The sequence below is a fragment of the Stenotrophomonas sp. Steno-C18 genome (genome assembly GCF_056393195.1).
The window spans coordinates 598,556-621,520 of sequence record NZ_JBWJOX010000001.1 but is presented as its reverse complement, the minus strand read 5'-3'; the positions used below and the strand labels follow the sequence as shown (position 1 = coordinate 621,520).

The 22,965-nt window shown below is 66.5% G+C and carries 16 protein-coding genes; 6 read left to right on the top strand and 10 right to left on the bottom strand.

Going from position 1 to position 22,965, the window contains the following annotated elements; genetic code table 11:
* Positions 1-30: 30 nt before the first annotated feature.
* From AC06FE_RS02930 to AC06FE_RS02890, 9 genes are all read right to left on the bottom strand, one after another.
* Complete coding sequence (locus AC06FE_RS02930) at positions 31-1,479, bottom strand: argonaute/piwi family protein (RefSeq protein ID WP_141057172.1); 1,449 nt, start codon at positions 1,477-1,479, stop codon at positions 31-33.
* Positions 1,479-3,344, bottom strand: coding sequence for an SIR2 family protein (locus tag AC06FE_RS02925; protein WP_478072194.1), 1,866 nt, complete (start codon positions 3,342-3,344; stop codon positions 1,479-1,481). The genes AC06FE_RS02930 and AC06FE_RS02925 overlap by 1 nt, the downstream gene beginning before the upstream one ends.
* A gap of 377 nt (positions 3,345-3,721) precedes the next feature.
* On the bottom strand, positions 3,722-5,041 hold the full coding sequence (locus AC06FE_RS02920) for an amino acid permease (protein WP_478072193.1): 1,320 nt from the start codon (positions 5,039-5,041) through the stop codon (positions 3,722-3,724).
* On the bottom strand, positions 5,038-5,913 hold the full coding sequence (locus AC06FE_RS02915; protein WP_263863711.1) for a cation diffusion facilitator family transporter: 876 nt from the start codon (positions 5,911-5,913) through the stop codon (positions 5,038-5,040). The genes AC06FE_RS02920 and AC06FE_RS02915 overlap by 4 nt, the downstream gene beginning before the upstream one ends.
* 352 nt (positions 5,914-6,265) lie before the next feature.
* On the bottom strand, positions 6,266-8,554 hold the full coding sequence (locus AC06FE_RS02910; protein WP_478072192.1) for an Orn/Lys/Arg family decarboxylase: 2,289 nt from the start codon (positions 8,552-8,554) through the stop codon (positions 6,266-6,268).
* Positions 8,555-8,584: 30 nt separating this feature from the next.
* Entirely contained in the window at positions 8,585-9,934 is a 1,350-nt protein-coding gene (gene adiC, locus AC06FE_RS02905; RefSeq protein WP_192287342.1) for an arginine/agmatine antiporter, read from the bottom strand.
* A gap of 103 nt (positions 9,935-10,037) precedes the next feature.
* A complete protein-coding gene (locus AC06FE_RS02900) occupies positions 10,038-11,462 on the bottom strand; it encodes a DcaP family trimeric outer membrane transporter (RefSeq protein ID WP_478072191.1) in 1,425 nt (474 codons plus the stop codon).
* A gap of 349 nt (positions 11,463-11,811) precedes the next feature.
* Positions 11,812-12,921 carry a metallophosphoesterase gene (locus AC06FE_RS02895; RefSeq protein WP_478072190.1) on the bottom strand — a complete coding sequence of 370 codons (1,110 nt, stop codon included), beginning with the start codon at positions 12,919-12,921 and terminating at the stop codon, positions 11,812-11,814.
* Between the two features lie 87 nt (positions 12,922-13,008).
* Complete coding sequence (locus tag AC06FE_RS02890; protein ID WP_313251576.1) at positions 13,009-14,442, bottom strand: GGDEF domain-containing protein; 1,434 nt, start codon at positions 14,440-14,442, stop codon at positions 13,009-13,011.
* Positions 14,443-14,579: 137 nt separating this feature from the next.
* On the opposite strand from AC06FE_RS02890, the gene AC06FE_RS02885 reads away from it, so the two are divergent.
* The 3 genes from AC06FE_RS02885 to AC06FE_RS02875 all read left to right on the top strand — a co-directional run bounded on the left by AC06FE_RS02885 (position 14,580) and on the right by AC06FE_RS02875 (position 17,294).
* A complete protein-coding gene (locus AC06FE_RS02885) occupies positions 14,580-15,377 on the top strand; it encodes a TlpA family protein disulfide reductase (RefSeq protein ID WP_478072189.1) in 798 nt (265 codons plus the stop codon).
* Between the two features lie 28 nt (positions 15,378-15,405).
* Complete coding sequence (dsbG, locus tag AC06FE_RS02880; protein ID WP_313251573.1) at positions 15,406-16,227, top strand: thiol:disulfide interchange protein DsbG; 822 nt, start codon at positions 15,406-15,408, stop codon at positions 16,225-16,227.
* A gap of 92 nt (positions 16,228-16,319) precedes the next feature.
* Positions 16,320-17,294 carry a cation diffusion facilitator family transporter gene (locus tag AC06FE_RS02875; RefSeq protein WP_478072188.1) on the top strand — a complete coding sequence of 325 codons (975 nt, stop codon included), beginning with the start codon at positions 16,320-16,322 and terminating at the stop codon, positions 17,292-17,294.
* A 117-nt stretch (positions 17,295-17,411) separates the two neighbouring features.
* Here the strand turns inward: AC06FE_RS02875 and AC06FE_RS02870 are convergent, their stop codons facing one another.
* Positions 17,412-19,475 carry a 3-hydroxyacyl-CoA dehydrogenase NAD-binding domain-containing protein gene (locus tag AC06FE_RS02870; protein ID WP_478072187.1) on the bottom strand — a complete coding sequence of 688 codons (2,064 nt, stop codon included), beginning with the start codon at positions 19,473-19,475 and terminating at the stop codon, positions 17,412-17,414.
* A 238-nt stretch (positions 19,476-19,713) separates the two neighbouring features.
* On the opposite strand from AC06FE_RS02870, the gene rpoE reads away from it, so the two are divergent.
* From rpoE to AC06FE_RS02855, 3 genes are all read left to right on the top strand, one after another.
* Positions 19,714-20,334 (top strand): RNA polymerase sigma factor RpoE, encoded by a 621-nt coding sequence (gene rpoE, locus AC06FE_RS02865; protein ID WP_132865191.1) that lies wholly within the window; start codon positions 19,714-19,716, stop codon positions 20,332-20,334.
* The gene (locus AC06FE_RS02860) at positions 20,331-21,224 is read left to right on the top strand and encodes a sigma-E factor negative regulatory protein (RefSeq protein ID WP_478072186.1); all 894 of its coding nucleotides are present in this window, start codon (positions 20,331-20,333) and stop codon (positions 21,222-21,224) included. Before rpoE ends, AC06FE_RS02860 begins: the two co-directional genes overlap by 4 nt.
* 121 nt (positions 21,225-21,345) lie before the next feature.
* Positions 21,346-22,866 (top strand): DegQ family serine endoprotease, encoded by a 1,521-nt coding sequence (locus AC06FE_RS02855; RefSeq protein ID WP_446540235.1) that lies wholly within the window; start codon positions 21,346-21,348, stop codon positions 22,864-22,866.
* The last annotated feature ends 99 nt before the right edge of the window (positions 22,867-22,965 follow it).

The following is a 22,965-nucleotide window of genomic DNA, read 5'->3' as shown; positions in this document are numbered from 1 at the left end:
TGAACGTGTTCTCCTTGCATTGGGAAGCTGCTACATGAATAGACGGTATGGATAGCTGTTTCCGGGAAGGTCCTTAACATTGGAAATGGTCCTGGCGAGCTTCTGGGAGTAGCGGATGCTGACGGGCACTGGGTCGTAGAGTGCGTCGTTGTTCCAGTCCATCTTGGTCAGCGCCAGCGTTTCGTGGGCGATCGTTTCCAGCGGTCCGCTGCCCGCGTGACGGGTCAGTAGAAGTGGACGGGGGATGCTCTTCCCGCCTTGGTAGTAGTCTGATTTGCTTGAAACGTCTGAAACATTGCCTGCAGCCCAAAGAAGAGCGGACGTGCCCGACCGGGGGACGAAGGTGCCGCGGGGGACTGGGTATCTCGCTGGCTGGGTGCGCGCGGTCCCACCAGAGGATTTGACCAGCCATACTCCCCGCCAAGTCGGTCTGGAGCTGATCTCGATGCATTCCACCTCGGGGACGGCGGTCAAGGCGTCGCGAGCACCAAGAACCTCCTCTTCTTTGAACGCATTGCTCTTGTGAATGACCATTCGCCGGGGAAGAATGCCCCCATTGCGCTGTTGGTAGATCGATAGACTGCGGGCAATAACTGCTCGCATGTCTTCTCGTGACAAGAACGGATTCCTTCGTGCTTCGCGCACGTCCTTGACCGGATCCTTTGCCTCGAACGCCACGAACTGCATGCCGCCCCCGTCCATGTCGAACACCTGCGAGCAGCAGGTGACAAAGTGGGTTTCGTCGTTGACCTTCTTCAGCGCGTATGCCAAACCAATGTAGGCAGTATCCGCGGGCACTCCCGCCAGAGGGGCGAGCTTCCAAGGAATGCCGCCGGCTTTGACATAGAGTGCGATCGACAGCCTCCAGGCCAGCTGAGCCTTGTTGGAGAAGCTGAAGGTCCGGTCGTTGACCACTTGGGTTGGGATGCCGTGCTTTGCTCCCAATGCCTTGAGGACATCGTGCGCGTCGAACCCGTCCCCGGACGTGTGAGGAAGCCACGCTTCTGGGAGATGGACTAGAACCACGTCAAACTGTTCGTGTCTTGTGCTTAGTTGCGAGAGAGCTGCGTCGAAGGCGGCCACCAGGCGATGCTGAAGCGGGCCAGATCCTGGAAGATCGTTGATGGAGTCGGGCCAGCGGATGTGGTTGGCCTTGTCCGAGGAAGCCAAGTCCACGCCGAAGATGCTGGCGAAACCAGGAAAATCTGGGGCGTAGCCACTTCTATCGCTAGCCCCATGTCGCTCTTTCAGCGATGCCATAAGTGCGCCGCGAGTCCAGAACGCACTTGCTGGGCCCACTGTGGCGATGCGAACGGTGGGCGTGAACTGGCTGAATGTCTGGGACGAGAAGGGGCCGTAGTGCGCCAGCCCGCGAAGGGGGTGGACGTCTCGCCCCCCGGAGTGCTCAGGAGAAAAGGCCAGCTCCGGTTCCGAAAGCAAGGACAGCGGCGGTAGCTGCGAGCGAGAAACATCTACCATCACTGCCTCCGGTCAAAGTATTTGTCGTGATGTCCAGGACGACTGAAGCCGGTGAGCGGTGAAATGCGAAAGGCTGCATCGACTCCCTCTTGATCTTCTATTCCGAACGCGTGAAAGGTGGCGCCGTGTGGGGACGTGAGCAAGCTTGCCCACGCGTCGATGATGTTGGCCCAAGCACCGTTGTACTTGGTCGCCCAGCGCTCTCGTCTCCAGTCAGCGGTCGGATCTGGCTTGCGCTGCGTCGACCAGCCCAGCGGGTCGCCTTGGGCCGTGTCAGAAGGAGTCAGCCGCTCATCTTGCGGTGCTTCTACGGCAGTGTAGGGGTCAAACCCGCACCACCAGCGTCCCTCAATCTCTTCCAGCCGAACCGAGATGGCTTCGTTGTAGTTGCGACCGAACTTATTCCCCGTGAGCTCGCTTCCATAGGCCGCCTTGAGCTTGGATAGTTGGCTTTCGCGACGATGTCGCTGCTCGTCTGTTTCGTTGACCCTTGCGCTGGCAACCATAAGCGAGTGCCCGGAACGCTTAAGTCTCGGAATTAACGGTCGTCGCCGAGCCAATGCGCGAAGGAGAGCATCGTAGATGAGGCCTAGCGCCCAGCTGTCTTGGACGGGGTCCAGCGTCCAATGCCCGTTTAGCACTGGTTTCAGACTGTGCAATGAAGCGAGGATTTCTGCATCTTTGCCGAAGGCTGCGAGCTCATTCCCAACCATTGCCACCGCCGACCGGCAATTCGTGGCCTTGAGCATTTCCCGCACCTCAACGATGGAGGATGGGCGGCCCAAGGCTACTCTTCTTGCCGTTATGGGGAGACTTTCAACCAGCAATGCGGAGAGGCGCAGCACGGGGAACTTCCGTGCTTCCGCCGTGCGCACCGGGATGGGAGCTGCGAGCTGGGTCGGCTGGAACGACAGGACATGGTCCAGCAGCGGGCTTGGAAGGCTGATTTGGTTGAGCAGGTCGCCGGCCAACTCGTCGAACGTCGCGGACTCGATGATGAAGACGCTGACTCCCGCAGACACAGCCTTCTGCAAAAAATCATTCACAGCCGGCAGGAGCTTGGAGCGGGAAGACGCACACCAGTAGAGGCCGCTTGGGAAGGGGTTCTCGTAGGCCAGGACCGACTCAAGCGCCTCCATCACGGAGGAATCGCGTCCGCTGTAGCCGACTACGACCAGACCGAACCGCTTGCAAGCTTCAACCATAGCCCGGCGCAGATCATAGTCTTGGGAAGCCAGCTCGCTCGTGGTGTTCTTCAGGGATGTTGAACGGTAGTCGCCATGAATCTTGGCGATGAGGGGCCAGTCAGACTCATCCAGGCAGCGCGTAGCCAGGTGTGCAGAGTCTAGAGTCGCCACCGTAGGCTTGCGCGCGGCTCCTGGGGGCATTAGCGATGCCGCCAGCAGGCTGGATTCTTCAATCAGAGGATCAAAGTTGGTCGTGAAGACGCAGGGAGCCTTTGAGGCGCTTATCAGACCGGCCAGCATGCGGTGCCCAAAACAGGGGGTGCCCTTGCTGATGGCGTCAGCGATGTATTGGCGACGATGGGTCTCTTGCGGATAAATCGCCTCGAACGCGGCCGCATACTCGGTCGGATCGTTAGGGGGCGGAAGGAGAGGGGTGCGAGAGAAGAACTCGTCAATGCGCTGAACCCACAGTGGATCACTCGGATCAACGTTTCGGCGAGGGAACCGGGTCTCTTGGCAATAGAGCCTGGCTTTGAAGTCCAGGATCATGTCGTAGCCGGTCGGGATGCCGGAGGCCGCAGAAGCGCCGGCACCGAGAAGCCACGCGTGAAGCTCGGGTCGGAGGGCAAAAGTTGTAGCGAACTTAGATGCAGAAATAACCTGGATGGATTTCGTCATCAGGCAGCTGTTGAGTGACCAGGTGAATGGGACAACTCAATCCTACTACCCCTCGTGTCTCATCTCCTCAGACTCCGACATTGGAATCGATTCCAATCAACAAAAATGGGTCGGGCTTGCTGCAGGGGGCTTGTTGCGACGGTGTTGCGTTTTAAGCGCTGTTCGGCCGCCAATGGGCCGGAGTCATTGCTGCAGAAGGGCTTGCTTGCATATGATTCCGATGAATCCATCGTGCTTCATCAACGGGGTGTGTTCGGGCTTTTTCTCGGTCACGCGCATTCCACTTCGATAGCCGGGCAGGGGGCTGCCACAAAGGGGGCATTGTAGTGGCTGGGCGCGGGCAGGACGAAGCGGGAGGCCGGGCGAGCCGGCCGGGGTCAGTCCCGGTTGCCCTGCGTGTGCATGCGCTGGCGGAAGAACGGGTACAACGCCGCGCTGAACAGCAGGGCGACGGTGGCGTAGGCCAGCAACTGGGCGTCGGCGCCAACCAGCGCATACAGGCAATAGGCCACGGCGGTGGCGGCGATGAACAGGCAGCCGGCGCGCAGCGCGCCCTGCTCGTTGCGCTCCAGCGTGGTCGCGACCAGCGCGCCGGCCGAGAACAGGTAGGGGATGATGGTCAGCAGCACCGCGATGTTGGTGAGCTGGTCGAACTGGCGGGCCAGGGTGGGCGAGGAGGTGACCAGCAGCAGCCCGCTCATCAGCACCGCCACGATCATCAGGCCGGTGCCGGGCATGCCATGCCGGTTGAGCCGGCAGAACACGCGCGGGAACAGGCCATCCTCGGCGGCCGCCTTGGCCGACTGCCCGACCAGCAGCATCCAGCCGCCCAGCGCGCCCACGGACTTGAAGATGGCGCACAGCGCGATCACCACCACGCCCCAGGGGCCGATCATCAGCCTGGCCACCTCGGCGAACGGTGCCGAGGAGTCGCGCAGCTGTTCCATCGGCAGCATGCCCATGATCACCAGCGAGCAGCTGACGTAGATCACCGCTGCCAATGCCAACCCGAACAGGGTGGCCAGCGGGATGTTGCGGCGCGGGTCGTCGATGACGTCGGCCGAGACCGCCGCGCTCTCCACGCCCATGAAGGCCCACAGCGCGATCGACGCGCTGCGCGAGATCGCGGCACTGTCGCTCATGCCGCTGACGTTCCAGCCGGCGCGGAACAGGTCCGGGTCGAACCACCACCAGCCGGCGATGGCGATGCCCAGGATCGGGACCAACGCCAGCAACAGGGTGCCGGTCTCCAGCGCGCCGATCCATCGGGCGCCGCGTGCGTTGGCCAGGCTCAGCAGCCAGATCACCGCCAGGGTGAACCCCAGCCGCGGGTAGATGCCTTCCAGCCAGGGCCACAGCTGGCTCAGGTAGCCGGTGACCACCAGCGCGATGGCGACGTTGCCGATCCAGTTGCCGAACCAGTAGGCGTAGTTGCTGACGAAGCCGATGTAGTTGCCGAACGTGTCACGCGCATAGGCATAGGGCCCGCCCGGCTGCGGGTTGAGTTGCGACAGGCGGGCAAACACCAGGCCCAGCGCGATCGCCCCGGCGGTGGCGATCATCCAGCCGAAGGAGGAGATGCTGCCGACCATGGCTAGGTTGGCCGGCAGCAGGAACACGCCGGTGCCGATCATGTTGCCGGCGACCAGCATGGTGGCCATGGTCAGGCCCATCTTGCGCGGGGCGGAGGTGCTCATGTCCAGGCCGGGTCGGAGGTGAAGTCGATGGTCAGCCAGAAGCGGCCCGAGCGGGCGTCCAGACGGTTGGCGATGCCGTCGCGCAGGCGGTCGACGTCGCCGATGCTGCCAAGCCGGGCGTCCGGCCGGGTCAGCACGTGGATCTCGATGAACTGCATGCGGCCGATCTTGGCGACGTGGCTGGTGAAGCCGTCGAAACCGTGTTCGTCGACGAACTGCTGCATGACCTCGCGCACCCGTCGGTCCAGGTCGTCCGGGGCCACCTGCAGCACCTCACGGGCGGCCTTCCATGCCGCGCGCAGCGGCACCGGCAATGCCACCACGCTGATCGCGGCCAGCACCAGCGGGTCGATGTAGGGGATCCAATGCGCGTGTGCGCCACCGCGCAGGGCAAAGGCGATGAGGAAGGACAGCACCACCGCCAGGCTCATCAGCCCGGTCAGCAGCCACGCACGGGCATCCAGGGCCAGCAAACCGGATTGCAGGCGGCGGGCGTGGCGGCCGATCCAGACCGCCATGACCAGGTCGACCACCGCCAGCAATGCCGCCCAGGCCAGGCCGGGGCCGAGCCGTGTCTCGTGCCCGCCATCGCTGAAGCCGATGACGGCATTGGCCAGCGCGTAGATGCAGGCCAGGCTCAGGATTGCGCCGCCCAATGCCTCGACCATCGGTTCCAGGTGCCAGAACCCGTACTGGAAGCGCGGGCTCTGTTCGTTGGCCATCAACCGCAGTACCGCCAGCGCCACCAGGGTCAGCGCGACATCGACCAGGCTGTAGATGCCGTCGAACAGGATCGCCTGCGACCGGGCCAGCAGGCCCCCGAAGAAACCGATCGCCGCGACCAGGACGGTCGCCGCGATCGACAGTTGCAAGACGCGTTGTTCCTGGCCGGTGCTGGTCATCAAGGCGTGCCGTGGTGCATCCGTTGGTTCCCGTCATCGCGGGGGCGGCGGGTGTCGCCCGCATCGTAGCCGCTTCTCCGGGGGGCGGCAGTGCCCGGCCAGGGTGCGACCGGGCTGAAGGGAAAGCACAAAGCACCCTCATCCGCCCTGGCGGGCACCTTCTCCCGCCGGGGCGGGAGAAGGGAGCAGCGGGGGCATCGCCGCTGCCGTGCAACCCGCTGAAGCAGGAGCGGGCATCTGCCGTGCCAGAGCCCCTCTCCCGCAGGCGGGAGAGGGGTTGGGGTGAGGGCGCTTGCCGCACCCCCCTGCGCCGCGCCGGCGGTTACAGCTTCAGGACCTCCACCTTGTAGCTGGGCTGCGCGCCGCTGTCGTCGATGATCAGCCCATGCACGTCCGACTCGAAGCCGGGGAAGCGCGCGTTCTGCTCGCGGGCGATACGCAGCGACTGGATGATCGGTTCATCCTGCGCGCCGAAGCGCTCGCCCGGCATGATGGTCGGGATGCCCGGCGGATACGGCACCAGCATCGTGCCGGCCACCCGACCGCTGATCTGGTCGATGTCCACGCGTTCGATCTCGCCGCGCACCAGGTGGTTGTAGGCCTCGGCCGGCGTCATCACCGGTTCGGGCAGGTCCACGTACATCTCGCGCATGACCTCGGCCACGCGGAACTCCCGGTTGAAGGCATGCAGGGCCGCGCACAGGTCACGCAGGCCCCAGTTGGCGTAGGCGGCCGGGTGGTCCTGGATCAGGCTGGGCAGTGATTGGCTCAACGGGGCGTTGGCGTCGTAGAGGTCCTTGAACGCCATCAGCTCGGTGACCAGCGTGCTCCACTTGCCCTTGGTGATGCCCATCGAGAACAGGAACAGCACCGAGTACAGGTTGGTCTTCTCCACGGTGATGCCGCGGGTCCACAGGAACTTGCTCAGCACCGCGGCCGGGATGCCCAGCTTGCCCATTTCCCCGTCCATCGACAGGCCCGGCGTGAGCAGGGTGACCTTGACCGGGTCGATCAGCACGTAGTCATCGGCCAGGTTGTCGAAGCCGTGCCAGCGGGCGTCCGGACGCAGGTACCAGTCAGGCCGCGAAGTGACCATCGGCTTGCTGCGGTCCTCATGGGCCAGCGTGCGCTCCACGCCATCGGGCTGCCAGACCTTGAACCACCATTCGTCCCGGTCCAGGTCCTCGCTGACATGCAGCATCGCCCGGCGGAACGCCACCGCCTCGTCGTGCATCTCCTGCACCAGCGACCGCCCGGCCTCGCCTTCCATCATCTTCGAGGCGACATCGCAGGAGGCGATGATGCCGTAGTGCGGGCTGGTGGAGGTGTGCATCATGAACGATTCGTTGAACCGCTCGGCATCCAGCTCGCGGGTGGCGGCATTGCGCACGTGGATCATCGAGGCCTGCGAGAACGCGGCCAGCAGCTTGTGCGTGGACTGGGTGGTGAAGATGATCGCGTCCTGCTCGCGCGGCTTGCCCTTGGCCATGCCGTAATGGTTCTCGTAGAACGGGTGGAACGCGGCGTAGCCGTACCAGGCTTCGTCGAAGTGCAGGAAGTCCACCGCGGTGCCGAGGTTGTCGGCGATCTTCTCGGCGTTGTAGCAGAGCCCGTCGTAGGTGGAGTTGGTGACCACCGCGATGCGCGGCTTGGCACCCGGCTTGGCCGCCTTGCTGGCCAGCGGATTGGCCTGGATCATCCGCTGCAGCGCCTCGCCGGAGAACTGGTCCAGGCTGATCGGGCCGATGATGCCGTGCGCGTTGCGGCTGGGGGTGAAGTACACCGGGATGCCGCCGGTCATGATCAGCGAGTGCAGCAGCGACTTGTGGCAGTTGCGGTCCACGAACACGATGTCCCCGCGCGCCACGGTGCCGTGCCAGACGATCTTGTTGGCGGTGGAGGTGCCGTTGGTGACGAAGAAGGTGTGGTCGGCGCCGAAGTTGCGCGCGGCCTCGGTTTCGGCATCGCGGATCGGGCCGGTGTGGTCGAGCAGCGAGCCGAGTTCCGGTACCGAGATCGACAGGTCGCTGCGCAGCGTGTTCTCGCCGTAGAACTGGTGCAGCGCACGGCCCACCGGCGACTTGGTGAACGCCACGCCACCGGCGTGGCCGGGGGTATGCCAGGAATAGTTGGACTCGGCGGCGTGGTGGATCAGCGCCTTGAAGAACGGCGGCAACAGCGTGGCCATGTAGTCTTCGGCCGCGCGCATCACCTGGCGGGCGATGAAGCTCTTGGTGTCCTCGAACAGGAAGATGTAGCCGTGCACGTACTTGAGTAGCTTGCTCGGCACCTTCTCGATGGTACGGCGGTCGCCGTACAGGAATACCGGCAGGTCGGCGCGGCGCTTGCTCTGCTCGCGGAGGAAGGCGAGCAGCTGCTGAAACTGGTCGTCGTTCTCCTCGGTGCCGTCGATGGAGATCAACACCGCCGAGGCGGCCACATAGGTGCGTGCGCCGGCGCGCGCGTCATCCAGGGTCAGGCCGCACAGCACGCGCTGGTCGTTGTGGCGCAGCTCGTCGGCCAGGGCGCGGATCAGGATGCCGTTGATGCGCGGCGACTCGTAGTCCGCGTCGATGATGACGATGGGATAGTCCAGGGACTTGAAGTACATGGTGGTTTCCTTTTCTACCGAGCGGGGGATTCAGTTCGAAGCGGCACGCGGCGTGCCGGTGGGCGAGAAGCGGGCAAGCCGTTGCTTGCGGCGTTCTTCGCTGAAGAAGGGATAGAAGACGGTGATGAACAGCACGAACAGGAACGCGTACTGCACGATCGTGCCGGACGAGCCGAAGATGGCCCACAGGCAATACACCACCGTGATGCTGGTCAGCACCCAGAACGCGCCGGTATGCACCAGCGTGTGCGAGCGCTCCACCACGAAGTAGCAGGCCACGCAGGAGTAGATGTAGGGCAGCAGGGTCAGCACCACCGCCGCGGAGGTGATGACGTCGAACTGCGCCGACGCGGTTTCCGAGGTGGAGGTGATCAGCACCGCCAGGGTCATCAGCACCGCCACGATCAGCACGCCCTTGACCGGCACTTCGTCCTTGTTGATCTTGCTGAAGATGCTGGGGAACAGCCCGTCGTCCGAGGCCGCCTTGGCGCTTTGCGCGGTCAGCAGGATCCAGCCGCCGAGCGAACCGGCCGCACCGATGAAGGCGCACAGGCTGACCAGCGCACCGCCCCAGCCACCGACCGCATTGGCCGCGGCCAGGGCGAACGGCGCGTCGGAGACCTGCAGGTCCGCGTTCGGCACCATGCCCATGATCACCGAGGAGCTGGCGATGTAGGCGATCGCCGCGAGGAATACCCCGGCAAGCGTGGCACGGGCGACGTTCTTCTCCGGGTTCTCGACCACGCCGGCGGTGACCGAGGCCGATTCCACGCCGATGAAGGCCCACAGCGTCAGCGCCGCGGCGCTGGATACCGCGCCGAAGTTGGATTCGCCGGAGACGTTGTAGGCACCCTTGAAGATGGTCGGGTCGAAGAAGAACCAGCCGAAGATCGCGATGCCCAGGATCGGCACCAGCGCGAAGCTGGTGGTCACCGTCTGCACGCGGCTGACGAAGGCCGGGCCGATCACGTTGGCGAAGCTCAGCGCCCACACCAGCAGCAGCACCGCGATGCAGCGCGGCAGCGGTTGGGACAGGATCGGGAAGAAGTAGCTGAAGTAGCCCACCGCCGCGATCGGGATGGCCACATTGCCGATCCAGTTGGCGAACCAGTAGATGGTATTGGTCTGGAAGCCCATGTACGGGCCGAACCAGTCACGTGCGTAGGCATAGGGGCCGCCGGCCTGCGGGGCGAGCTTGCCGAGCTTGGCGAACACGAACGCCAGCAGCAGTGCGCCGGCGGTGGTGATCAGCCAGCCCCAGATCGAGGCGGTGCCGATCTTGGCCAGGCTGGAGGGCAGCAGGAACACGCCCGAGCCCATCATGTTGCCGGCGACCAGGAAGGTTGCACCGACCACGCCGATTTTCTTCTGACCTGCCATGGGTGTCTCCTTTCACCGGGGATGCCGGTGTGATTACAGGGAAAGGCGGTGGACGTTCTCGATAGCTGGCGGCCGGCCGCGCTGCTGCCGGCGTGCGGGCTGGCTACTTGATGAAGCTGTACTGCAGGCTGCCCTGCACGCGCAGGGTGTCCGCGCTGCGGCCGTCCTGCAGGCGCTGCTGGCCGTAAAGCACCTCCATGCCCATCGTCCAGGACGGGGCAGGGCTCCAGATCAGGTTGAGCGCGCCGTACTGGCTGCGGCGGAAGGCATCGCGGGCCAGCGCGTCGGCGTCGTCCAGATGCAGTTGGCCGTAGATCAGGTTCGAGCGCCACATGTCCGACCAGTAGTGGGTGTAGCCGAAGAAGCCGCCATACAGCGGCAGCGCCTTGAGCTGGCCGTTGGCGTTGATCGCCGCATCCAGCCCCGAGCCGGTGAGGTCGGCGGTGTAGCGGCTGATGCCCTTGCCGCCGACCACGCCGAACAACAGCAGGTCGCGTTCGGCGATGGCAAACGAGCCGCTCAACTGCAGGCCACCGCCGAAGGTACGGTCGCTGCGCCCGTCGCCGTCATAGCCGAGGCTGCGCGCGACCGCGCCAAGCTGCAGGTGGCCCCAGTCGCGCTCCATGCGTGCGACCAGGCTGATGTCGGGTAGCCGCTCGGTGCTGATGTCGGCATCGCCGGGATTGGCCAGCTGTGAGTCGGGGTCTTCGGCAGCGAGGGTCAGGGTGTTGCCCTTGCCCAGCGCGAAGCTGTGGTGGATGCCGGCCACCAACAGGTAGCCGGCTGCACCGGGTCCGGCGAAATCCAGGGTGTCCGGCAGCGAGTCGGCATCCATGAACGTGGAATAGCCGTAGCCGGCGTAGGTGTTGCCCAGCTGCCCATAGGCATGGCGCAGGCGGAATTCATAGCTGTCGCTACTGCCGAAGAAGTCGTTCTCCAGGTAGAAGCGCAGGTTGCCGTGGGTGGTTGGGCGGCGCGCCTCGAAGCTGAAGCGCGTCTGCTTGGCATGCATGTCGAAATGCGAGACATCGCGATGCGGGCCGCCGACCGGGATGGACGAGGTGACGAACTGCTGGTTGTCACCGGCCGCGCGGCTGTCGGCGATGGCATCGAGCTTGGCGTAGCCGCCCAGGCGGATCAGGGTCTCGGTGCCGGGAATGGCGAAGAAGCCCTTCAGTTCCGGATCGGTGGGCGAGGGCGCGTTGTCCGGGCGCGATGCCGCCGTGGACGGGTCGGCGACCGAGTCGCGTGGCGGCAGGATGGACGGTGCGGCGGCCGCGCCACGGGTGGGGGACGCTGCGGTTTCAGCTTGCGCCAGTGGCGCCGTCGCCTGCGTATCAGATGCTTGCGCGGGCGACGGGCTTGTTGGCGTGTATGGCGGTGGATCCTTGCCCTGTTCGCGTTCCAGCGCGTCCAGGCGCGCGGTCAGGGCCTGCAGGTGTGCCTGCACCTGGGTGATCTCCTGCCTCAGGGCACCGACGGAGTCCTGGGCGAGAGCGGCTCCCGGGGCCAGGAGCAACGGCAGCATCGCAAGTTTTCGTGGTTTCATCGCCTGTCCCAAGCTATGCAAAACACCACGTCGCGACAGGCGCTGGCCCGTGCGCGGCTTCTGTTCTCAGTGTGGTCGCCTGGCAGTTCCCGATGTCCGGCGACGTTCCCCCTCGGTCACGTTGACCCAGATTTCATAACAGGAATGTGAAACAAACCGAAAAAAGTCGAAATCCGGCGATGGGCAGCCGCACACGCCCCTTGTGATGCGGGCAAGGCGTGACCGGCTCCCGTGCGGGTGAGAATCCGTGAGCGTGCGCGGCGCCGGAAACCGGCCGGGCGTGGGCCGCGGGTGTTGCGGATTGCAACACTTCGGCGTGGGCTGGGCGTCAGTCGTCCGCGTCGAGGGTGCCTTCGGCCAGCGGCACACGGCTGCCATCCAGCAGCCCGCGGCTGAGCTGGTCGTTCTCGATGAACAGCAGTTCCCCGCTTTGGCCGTCCTTGATGCTGCTGTCGATGGCGATCACGCGCCCATCGTGGAACTGGCTGACATGCGGCATCGAGGTGTGACCGACCACGATGCGGCGCAGATCGAGCTGGTCGAGCACCTGTTGCACCCCACCGGCATCCAGGCGGCCATCGAAGTAGCCGCGGTACCAGATCGGGCTGGTCTTGCCGTCATACAGCGGTGCAGTGGCCGGGTCCGCCTTCACCTCGGCCTTGGGCCTGCCCAGCGACGCGCGGTAGGCCGCGTTGGTCGACTCCGGCGCCAGCGCCATCTGCACCGCTTCCGGTGCAATGCCGCCGTGCAGGAACAGCGTGTCGCCGATGCGCAGCAACACCGGGCGAGTGCGCAGCCATTGTCCGATCACCGAGTCGGCACCGTACAGGTCCGGGTAGCTGCGCCCCAACCGCTGCGCACTGCGCAGGTACTTGGGATTGACGTAGCGCAGGTCGTCGTAGAGCACCATCGTTTCGTGGTTGCCAAGGACGAAATGCACCGCGCCACCGGCGTCGGCGGCCTGCTGCTGCAGGCTGTAGAGCAGCCAGAAGGCTTCGGTCACCTGCGGGCCCCGGTCGAACACATCACCGGCCACCACCAGGGTGTCGCGGCCCAGCGACCAGCGATCCCGTGCGTCGATCACATGGTGTGCGCGCAGCAGGCGGACCAGCAGATCGTACTGGCCATGGATGTCGGAGACCGCCACGATGCGCGGCACCGCGGGCAGTACGGCAGCCGCCGATGCAACCGGTGCGGCCAGACGCAGGGGATGGGGATAGCCGCATCGCGGGGGCAGCCGCGCGCCGCGCAGGCGCTGCCGCAGCGTGCGCGAGACCACCTGGTCATCGCAGATCCAGTGCGCCTGCAACCGCTTGCCGTTGCGGAACACATAGGGCCCATCGGCATCGACGTGTTCGGCAGGCGCCACCGGTTCGGCGGCTGCCGCGATCATCGGGAGCAGGCACAGCAGCAGGGTGGCGGCGCGGAGCAGGGACATCGGCAGGGAGCAGGCGGCGGAGGTGGGCGGCATCGACTCCGAGCATATGCCGCCGCCATGCCGCCAGGCATGTGCCGATGGTCGGCCTCAGCCGCGCTGCAACGCGGCCCGGCCCGGGGCGGTCGGCAGTCCTTCATCGCCGAGTACGACGCGGTTGCGGCCCTGCTTCTTGGCCTGGTACATCGCCGCGTCGGCGCGCGCCATCACCCGCTCGTAGTCGGGGTGGCCGTCGTACATCGCCACGCCGATGCTGGAGCTGACGTCCAGCAACTGCCCGTCGGCCAGGGCCACCGGTGAATCGGCGATGCGACGGCACAGCCCTTCGGCGATCACCAGCGCCTGGCGCTGGTCGACCGCGACCAGCACCACGACGAACTCTTCGCCGCCGTACCGGAACACGTAGTCGCTGCCGCGGGTGAACTGGGTCAGGATGCCGGCCACATGCTGCAGTGCGCGGTCGCCGGATTCATGGCCATGCGCGTCGTTGATGTGCTTGAAGTGGTCCAGGTCCAGCAGCAGCACGGCGAAGCTGCCTGCCGATTTCTCGGCCAGTTCGATCTCCCTGCGCAGCACGGTGGGCAGGAAGCGGCGGTTGAGCAGGTTGGTCAGCGCATCGCAGCCGGCATCCAGTTCGCCGATGCGCTCGAACAGCATGCCGAGCAGGTTGCGCACCTGGCCCACCTTCATGCGTACGTCCTGCAGCTGCGCGGCGCGCAGGGTGGCGTCCTCGTGGCTGGAGAGCGTGTGCTCCAGCAGCCGGTCCACTTCCGCGATCAGGTGGAGGATCTGGTTGGTCTCGGTGCTCTCGCCAAAGCTGGGAATGCCCTTGTGGGTGAACCACAGGCCGAACTCCGAACGCGCCAATGACTGGAAGCCGGGCATCCGGCCCGTGCTTGCCAGGGCGTAGAGCAGGGTGTTCTCCCAGTCCAGCAGCAGTGCACGCTGGCGCTCGCGCTCGGTGCTGACGTTCTGCACCAGCGAGAACAGCCGGTAGGCGGCATCCGTGCGCGAGGAACGCTCGCGGGCGTTGGAATAGGCCAGGGTCATGCCTTCCAGCGCGATGTCGAAGGATGCGGTCAGGCTGGCGATTGCCGCGTGCGCGGTTTCGCCGTGCCCGGCCTGCTCCACGATCAGGCTGAAGATGCGTTGCTTCAGTACGCGCGTGCCACGCGTGACCAGGTCCACCGGGATGCCCACGCGCGCATGCACGTCGCCGATCACGCGTTGCGCGGCCAGCAACTGCTCGACGTCGTCCGGCGTCGCGCCCAGCAGTCCGGTCAGCCAGCGCTGCATGGCCGGCTGCAATCGCACCCGCACCTGGTCGTGCGACATCGAGCGTGATGCACGGCTGTCGTTCAGCATGACCTTGTAGAAATGGGCCGCCAATGCCGGGGCGTGGTCGCTGGCGATCGCGGCCAGCAGTGCATGGGCGGCGGGGCCTGCGGCGGCCAGGCTTTGTTGCCAGCCAGCAACCAGCGGGCAAGCCTCGGGATCGCAGGAGTGGGGAGATGCAGGTTTCATGCGTAGGATAGGCAACCGCCGGCAGGCAGGTGCCCTGTATCGGCAAATTCAACGGTAACTTTAGGAAGTAGTGTGCGGAAGTCTCCAGCTGCCGTCCAATCTGTTTGCATGGCTTTTCCTGATATGCGGAGCGCGCTGTGATCAGCGCCGGGCCGTTCCCGATGATGGCAGTGATCGCGCTGGTGGCGTTTGCCATTGCGTGGTTTTTCGCGCGTGCATTGGTCCCGGCCGTCGACGGCCTGCGCACCCGCACCGGCGCGGTCGTGCTCGATGCGCTGTTGCTGGCGCTGCTGGGCGCGCGCCTGGTGCACGTGCTCCTGCATGCGCCGGACTATCTGTCCCAGCCACTGTCGATCATCCGCCTCGGCGATGGCGGCTGGTCGATCTGGGCCGGCGTGCTGGTGGCTGCCGCGTATGCGTTGTGGAGGACGCGTGCGGGGGTGCCGCGCAAGCCGGTGTTGCTGGGGTTGGCCGCGGGTGCGGCGTTCTGGGCCATTGGTGGCATGAGCCTGTTCGCGTTGCAGCGTGCTTCCATTCCCTTGCCCGAAACGGTGCTGCAGGACCTGCAGGGGCAACCGGCGCCGCTCACGGCCTTCGCCGGAAAGCCGGTGGTGATCAACCTGTGGGCGACCTGGTGCGGCCCGTGCCGGCGCGAGATGCCGGTGCTGGCTGCCGCGCAGAAGGCGCATGCATCGGTCGATTTCGTGTTCGCCAACCAGGGCGAAACAGCGGAGGAGGTCATCGACTTCCTGCAGTCGGGCCAGCTCGGGCTGGAGAACGTACTGCTCGACGCGGACTCGGCGGTGATGCAGCAGACCGGTGCACGCGCATTGCCGACGACCCTGTTCTTTGGCGCCGATGGCCGTCTGCGCGACGTGCACATGGGCGAACTGTCGCGGGCAACGCTGGAAACGCGCCTGCGTGAGCTGCAATGAATTCCAAATCCTGATGACGAGGTTGATGATGATCCGCCCCCGTTCGATGTTGTTCCTGTTGGCCACCGCCGCGCTCGTGCCGGCAGCCTGTGCGCGTGATGCCGAGCCGGCCAAGGCGCAGGCACCTGCTGCGTCCGCCGCCACGCCGGGCCAGGCCAATGAGCCGGAAGTGATCCGGACGCTGCGCACGCAGGGCGTGGAGTTCATGGGTACCTTCGAAACGCCGCTGGGCCTGACCGGCTACGCCGGTGCGGCAGGCCAGCAACCGCTGGCGGTCTACGTGTCCAAGGATGGCCAGTACGCGGTGGTCGGCACGCTGGTCAACGCCAAGGGCGAGGACATCGGTGCCGGCAAGTTGAAGGAACTGGTGTCCGGCCCGATGGGCGCGCAGGCATGGAGCAAGGTGGAAGCCAGCCATTGGGTGGCAGACGGTAAGGCCGACGCCCCGCGCGTGATCTATGCCTTCAGCGACCCGAACTGCCCGTACTGCAACCACTTCTGGGAAGCCGCGCGGCCGTGGGTGGAGGCGGGCAAGGTGCAGATCCGCGAGATCCTGGTCGGCGTGATCCGCCAGGACAGCGCCAACAAGGCTGCCGCCATCCTGGCAGCGGCATCGCCGGAGCAGGCGCTGCTGGAGAACGAGCGCAACTTCGCCAAGGGCGGCATCAAGCCGTTGGCGAGCGTGCCGGCCGAGGTGCAGGCCCAGCTGCGCGCCAACGAGATGTTGATGATGGAACTGGGGTTCCAGGGAACGCCGGGCATCGTGTTCAAGGACGCTGATGGCGCGGTGCAGATGCGCTCGGGCCTGCCGCAGGGGGCCGACCTGCAGACCGTGCTCGGCCCGCGCTGAACACGCGCATGGGCGCGTGCGGCGATGTAGGCGATGTAATAGTCTCCGCCGCACGCGCCTGACTAAGCTGGCCCTGTTTCCTGGAGCCTGCCATGAGCCACGACCACAACCACCTGCCCAGCGAGATCCGCCACGAGAAGCCCTTGTGGTGGGCGCTGGGCCTGACCACGTCCTACCTCATCGTCGAAGTGGTAGGCGCGTTCTGGACCAACAGCCTGGCGCTGTTGTCCGATGCGGCGCACATGGCTACCGACGCCATCGGCCTGGTGATCGCGCTGACCGCCGTTCGCCTGAGCCGGCGCCCCCCCGACGCCCGCCGCACCTATGGCTACGCCCGCCTGGAGGCGCTGGGAGCGGTGGTCAATGGCCTGCTGCTGTTCGGCGTGGGCCTGTACATCCTGTGGGAAGCCGTCGATCGCTTCCGCGAACCGCAGGCGATCGCCTCGACCGGCATGATGTGGGTGGCCGCGTTCGGCCTGGTGGTCAACCTGATCGCCATGCGCCTGCTCAGCGCCGGCAGCGGCGAGAGCCTGAACATCAAGGGGGCCTACCTGGAAGTGTGGAGCGACATGCTCGGTTCGGTGGCGGTGATCGCCGGCGGCCTGATCATCCACTTCACCGGCTGGACCCTGGTCGACCCGATCCTGGCGGTGCTGATCGGCCTGTGGGTGATCCCGCGCACCTGGGTGCTGCTGCGTGATGCGATCAACGTGCTGCTCGAAGGCGTGCCGAAGGGCGTGGTGCTGGGCGACATCGAACAGGCGCTGCGCAGCCACGACGGCGTGGCGGGAATCCACGACCTGCACGTGTGGGCGCTGGCATCCAGCACCCCGGCGTTGACCGCGCACGTGGTGATCACCGACGGCCGCGAGCAGGACAACCTGCGTCGCCAGCTGGCTGACCTGCTGCACGAGCGCTTCGCGATCGACCATGTGACGTTGCAGATGGAAATCGACCATTGCGGTGATGACTGCGCCGTGCCGAAGCCGCAGGCTGATCACGATCACGATCACGATCACGATCACGGCCCGGACGCGCAGGGCCATCACGGCCACGTCCATCGCTGAGCACCTGCCGGCAGGAGCGACCTGGGCCGCGAAGCCGGCAGCCGCACCGGCCACGAAAGGAAAACGGAGCCCTTGCAGGCTCCGTTTTCGTATTCCACAGGGTGGTCGGGTGAACCGTCAGGCCACCGGTTCGCGCAGCACCGGCAGGTCCCAGCCCGGGCGCGGCGCGAAGCGGTCGCCATGGCGGGCCTGCAGGACCTTGAGTTTCTCGACCAGGCCATCAGCCCCGGCCGACCGGATGTACTGGATCGGGCCGCCGCGGAACGGGGCGAAGCCGGTGCCGAAGATCACGCCTGCGTCGAGCAGGTCGGCATCGGCGACCACGCCGTCGTGCAGGCAGGCCACCGCTTCGTTGAGCAGGGGCAGGATCAGGCGGTCTTCCAGGTCACCCGGGGCCTGGTAGTCCTTGGCCACTTCCGGCTTCACCGCACGGCTGTTTTCCCACTTGTAGATGCCTTGGCCGTCCTTCTTGCCGCGCTTGTCCTGCTCGACGGTCGCCAGCGCCGCCGGGATCTGCAGGCCCAGGAACGGTGCCAGCTCCTTGCCCACGCCGGCAGCCACGTCCAGGCCCACGGTGTCGAGCAGCTCGATCGGCCCCATCGGCATGCCGAACTTCACCGCCGCCCTGTCGATCACCGGGCCGGGGATGCCTTCGGCATAGGCGGTGGCCGCTTCCAGCATGTACGGGAACAGCACGCGGTTGACCAGGAAGCCCGGGGTGCCGGCCACCGGCACCGGGAACTTGCCCAGCGCCTTGCAGAACGCGGCCAGCCGCTTCTCGGTTTCCGGGGCCATGCCGTCGTGGTGGATGATCTCCACCAGCGGCATCTGCGCGACCGGGTTGAAGTAGTGCAGGCCGGCGAACTGCGCCGGGCGCTGGATGTGGTCGCGCAGCTCGACCAGCGGGATCGACGAGGTATTGGTGGTCAGCAGCGCATCGGCCTTCATCTTTGGCTCCAGCGACTGGTACAGCGCACGCTTGGCCTCCGGGTTCTCGATGATGGCCTCGATCACCAGGTCGGCCTGGGCCACGCCGTCGCCGGCCAGGTCGGCCTTCAGGCGCGCGGCGACCTCCGGGCGCTTGGCCGGGTCCTTCACCTTCTTCTCGAACAGTGCCTGGGCGCGGGTCATGGCCGGGTCGATGAAGCGCTGCTCGCGGTCCTGCAGGGTCACGGTGAAGCCCTTGTAGGCCGCCCACGCGGCGATGTCACCGCCCATCACGCCGGCACCGACCACATGCACGTGCTGGATGCCCGAATCCTTGCCGCCCAGGCCCTTGAGCCGTTCGGTCAGGAAGAAGATGCGGATCAGGTTGCGTGCGGTCGGGCTGCTGGCCAGCTTGACCACCGCGCGGCGCTCGGCGTCCAGGCGCTTCTGGATCGGGCTGCCACCGGTGCGCTCCCAGGTGCTGATCAGCGCGTACGGCGCCGGGTACTGGTCCTTCCTGGCCTTGCGGGCGACCTGCTTGGCCATCTGCGGGGCCAGGATCTTACGCGCCAGCCAGGTATTGGTGGCCCACGCGGTGGCACGTTGCTTGAACGGCCGGGTGGTGCCCGACTGCGCCAGCGACACCGCCGCGTCCACCAGCACCGCAGGTGCGGCCACCTTGTCGACCAGCCCGATCGCGCGCGCGGCCGAGGCCGACAGGGTGCGCCCGGTCAGCATCATGTCCATCGCCGCCGGGGCGCCGACCAACTGTGGCAGGCGTGCGCTGCCACCCCAGCCCGGGAAGATGCCCAACTGGGTTTCCGGCAGGCCGATGCGGGTGGAGGCGTCGTTGGAGGCCACCCGGTAGCGGCAGGCCAGCGCCAGCTCGGTGCCGCCGCCCAGGCAGTGGCCGTGGATGGCGGCCACGGTCGGGCAGGGCAGCTCGGACAGCTTCTGGTAGACGGTCTGGCCACGTCGGATCGCGTCATTGACGGTGCCGCGGCGGTCGAATTCCTGGAATTCCTTCAGGTCGGCGCCGGCGATGAAGCCGGCCGGCTTGGTCGAGCGCACCACCACGCCCTTGGGCGGATCGATCGCCAGGCGCTCGATGATGTCACCCAATTCCAGCAGCACGTCCTGCGACATCGCGTTGACGGGGCTGTCCTTGCGGTCGAGGCTGAGCACGGCGATGCCGTCCTGCCGCAGCTCGGTGTGCCAATGATTGAAGCGGAGCCCATCGAAGCCTGAAAGCATGGGACGTTCCATCCGGTTGTGTATGGAGAAGATCGCTATGATCCAGAGGTTGTTTCCTCGGCGTCAAATCCCAATGCTTGGGGATGTGATGCGTTCGCACCGCCGCCGGTTCAGGGCAGGCTATCCGAACGGAAGTTAAAAGCGGGTTCGCCCCCCTCTGGCGAGGGGACTGAACTTTTTCCGCGAGCAGCGGTCATAACGCCCGACGTCGGTTGGGCTGACAGGAGTGCGGCCCGTTATGGCCGAGGTTGAAACACCGCAGGAGCTGGATCTGGAGCTGGTCCGGCGCGTGCAGCGCGGCGAGAGCGCGGCGTTCGATGTCCTAGTGCGCAAGTACCAGCATCGGATCATCGCGCTGATCGGGCGCTACATCGCCGACTGGAGTGAATGTCAGGACGTGGCCCAGGACACTTTCGTCCGCGCCTACCGCGCGATCGGGAATTTCCGTGGCGACGCCCAGTTTTATACCTGGTTGCATCGAATCGCAGTGAATACCGCAAAGAACTACCTGGCTGCACACAACCGGCGACCGCCGACCGATGACGTGGAAATCGGCGACGCCGAACAGTTCGACAGCGGTACCCGGCTGCGGGATACCGATACGCCCGAGCGCGAGTTGATGCGTCAGGAGCTGGAACAGACCGTGATGAAGGCGGTCGACGCGTTGCCCGAAGAGCTGCGCTCGGCCATTACGTTGCGAGAGGTGGAAGGCATGAGCTACGAGGAAATCGCACAGAAGATGGGCTGCCCGATCGGCACGGTGCGTTCGCGGATCTTCCGTGCGCGCGAAGCCATCGACGCCCAGTTGCGCCCCTTGCTGGACACCGCCAGTGCCACCCGTGAGCGGAGCCGCGTATGAACCCCACAGGCCGTACCCCGGAAATGACCGACACCCCCGACAAGCTGGACCTCCACAACCGCCTGCAGTTGTCCTGCCTGGTGGATGGCGAGCTGGCCGCTGACGAAGCGCGCTTCCTGTTGCGTCGGATCGAACACGACACCGAACTGGCCAGCTGCCAGGAGCGCTGGCAGCTGGTGGGTGACGTGCTGCGCGGACGCGCCGTGGCCCCGGCACCGCTGGATTTCAGTGCGCGGGTGCAGGCGGCCGTTGCCGCCGACCTCCAGGCGCAGGGGCCGGTGCAGGTCGCGCGGGCCAAGCCACGCAGTGGCTGGCGGCGTTGGGGCGGCGGGGCCGCGCTGGCGGCGTCGGTGGCGGCCGTGGCCCTGTTCATGGCCCGCGAGCAACTGCCTGACAACAGTGCGCCGGAACCGGTGATCGCCTCGGCGGCACAGGTGGCGACGCCGGCCGCGCCGTCGGCCCCGGCACCGCAGCAGGGCGCGGTGCTCAATGACGCCGCCGGCCTGGCTGCGGCGGCACCGGCCGTGGCAGCCGCCGTGGCCCGCCGTGAGTCCGCGCCGCGGCGTGGCAGTGCCACCCGGACCCAACAGGCCGCCCGTGCCTCGGCCGTGGCACGGGCCAGCGAGCCGCAGCGTGCAATCGCCGCCGCGGCGCCGGTGCTGCCGGCCGCTCGCGCCGTCCATGACCCGCTGCAGGCGGCCGATCCGTTCGCCGCGGCCGGCACCCTGCAGGCACGTCCATGGCCGCGCTCGGCGCTGTCGCAGGGCGGGGCGTTCAATGCCAGTTTCCCGGCCCAGCAGGGCGGTGCGACCTTCTATCCGTTCGAGCCGCGTCTGCCGGCGCAGGATGCCGAACAGGCCGACCTGCCGCGCCTGCCATTGCATCGCTGAGTACTTCCCGGCTGGCCACAGGCGCTGGCCGGACCTTCCCCCTTGACCCCGGATGGCATGCTGCACGCCTGCCCTGACGGATCTCCTTGACCCCAATTCCTGAATCGGAGGCTCGACGCTGATGTCCAACCGTATCCATGCCCAGATGCTGGGCCTGCTGGCGATGACCCTGCCGCTGGCCGCCTGCGCACAGACCACTGCCCCGTCCGCCCCGACCGAGCAGGTCGCCGCGGCGCGCCCGCAGGCCCCTGCCGCACCGCTGGTCAGCGGCCTGCCGGACTTTACCCAGCTGGTGGACCAGGTGGGCCCGGGCGTGGTCAACGTGGAGACCATCATCGGCGCGCGCCGCAACCCCCGCATGGTCAATGGCCCGGGCATGGACGACATGCCGGAGTTCTTCCGGCGCTTCTTCGGCCCGGATTTCCAGATGCCGGGGCCGGGCCAGCAGGCGCCGGACAGCGGGCCGCGCGGCCGGGGCATGGGCTCAGGCTTCATCATTTCCAATGACGGCTACGTGCTGACCAACCACCACGTCATCGACGGCGCCGAGTCGGTCAAGGTCAAGCTCAGCGACCGCCGCGAGTTCACCGCCAAGGTGGTTGGCAGCGATGCCCAGTACGACGTGGCCCTGCTCAAGATCGAGGGCCGGAACCTGCCGACCGTGCGCGTGGGTGATTCCAATACCCTCAAGCCGGGCCAGTGGGTGGTGGCGATCGGCTCGCCGTTCGGCCTGGACCATTCGGTCACCGCCGGCATCGTCAGCGCGCTGGGTCGCAGCACCGGTGGGCAGGAGCAGCGCTATGTGCCGTTCATCCAGACCGACGTGGCGATCAACCAGGGCAATTCCGGCGGCCCGTTGCTGAATACGCGCGGCGAAGTGGTGGGCATCAACTCCCAGATCTTCTCCGCCTCCGGCGGCTACATGGGCATCAGCTTCGCCATCCCGATCGACCTGGCGATGAATGCGGTGGACCAGATCAAGAAGACCGGCAAGGTCAGCCGTGGCCAGCTGGGCGTGATGGTCGGGGCGATCAACGCCGACGCGGCCGAGGGCCTGAAGCTGCCGGACGGCCGCGGTGCGCTGGTCAACCAGCTGGTGCCGGACAGTGCCGCCGCCAAGGCGGGCATCGAGGTGGGCGACGTGATCCGTTCGGTCAATGGCACCGAGATCAATTCCTCCAGCGACCTGCCGCCGCTGATCGGCGCGATGGCGCCGGGCAGCAAGGTGCGGATGGGGATCCTGCGCGATGGCCGGGCCCGTGACATCACGGTCACCCTGAGCGAGCTGGCCGAGGACGCGCAGGGGGCCGCCCCGGCCCCGGGGGCGGCTGATGAGGCCAAGCCGCAGGTGGGCGCCAACGCCCTGCTGGGCCTGGACGTGGCCGACCTGACCGCGCCCGAGCGCCGCCAGCTGGGGCTGGGGGCCAACGAAGGCGTCCGGATCACCCGGGTCAACAGCCAGGCAGGCCGCGAGGCCCAACTGGCCCCGGGCATGGTGGTGCTGCAGGTGGGGCGTACCCCGGTGGGCAGCGTCGCGGCGCTGAACCGGGAGCTGGCCGGCTACAAGAAGGGTGACGTGGTGATGCTGCTGGTCCGGGCCGGTGCCAACAGTGCCTTCGTGGCCATCCGCGCCGGCGACTGAGCCCGCAGGCCCAGCCGTTGCAAGGGGAGCCGCCTTCGGGCGGCTCCTTTCGTTCAGCCCGTTCAGGCCTTGGTGCTGGGCTGCTTCCGGGCATGCGAT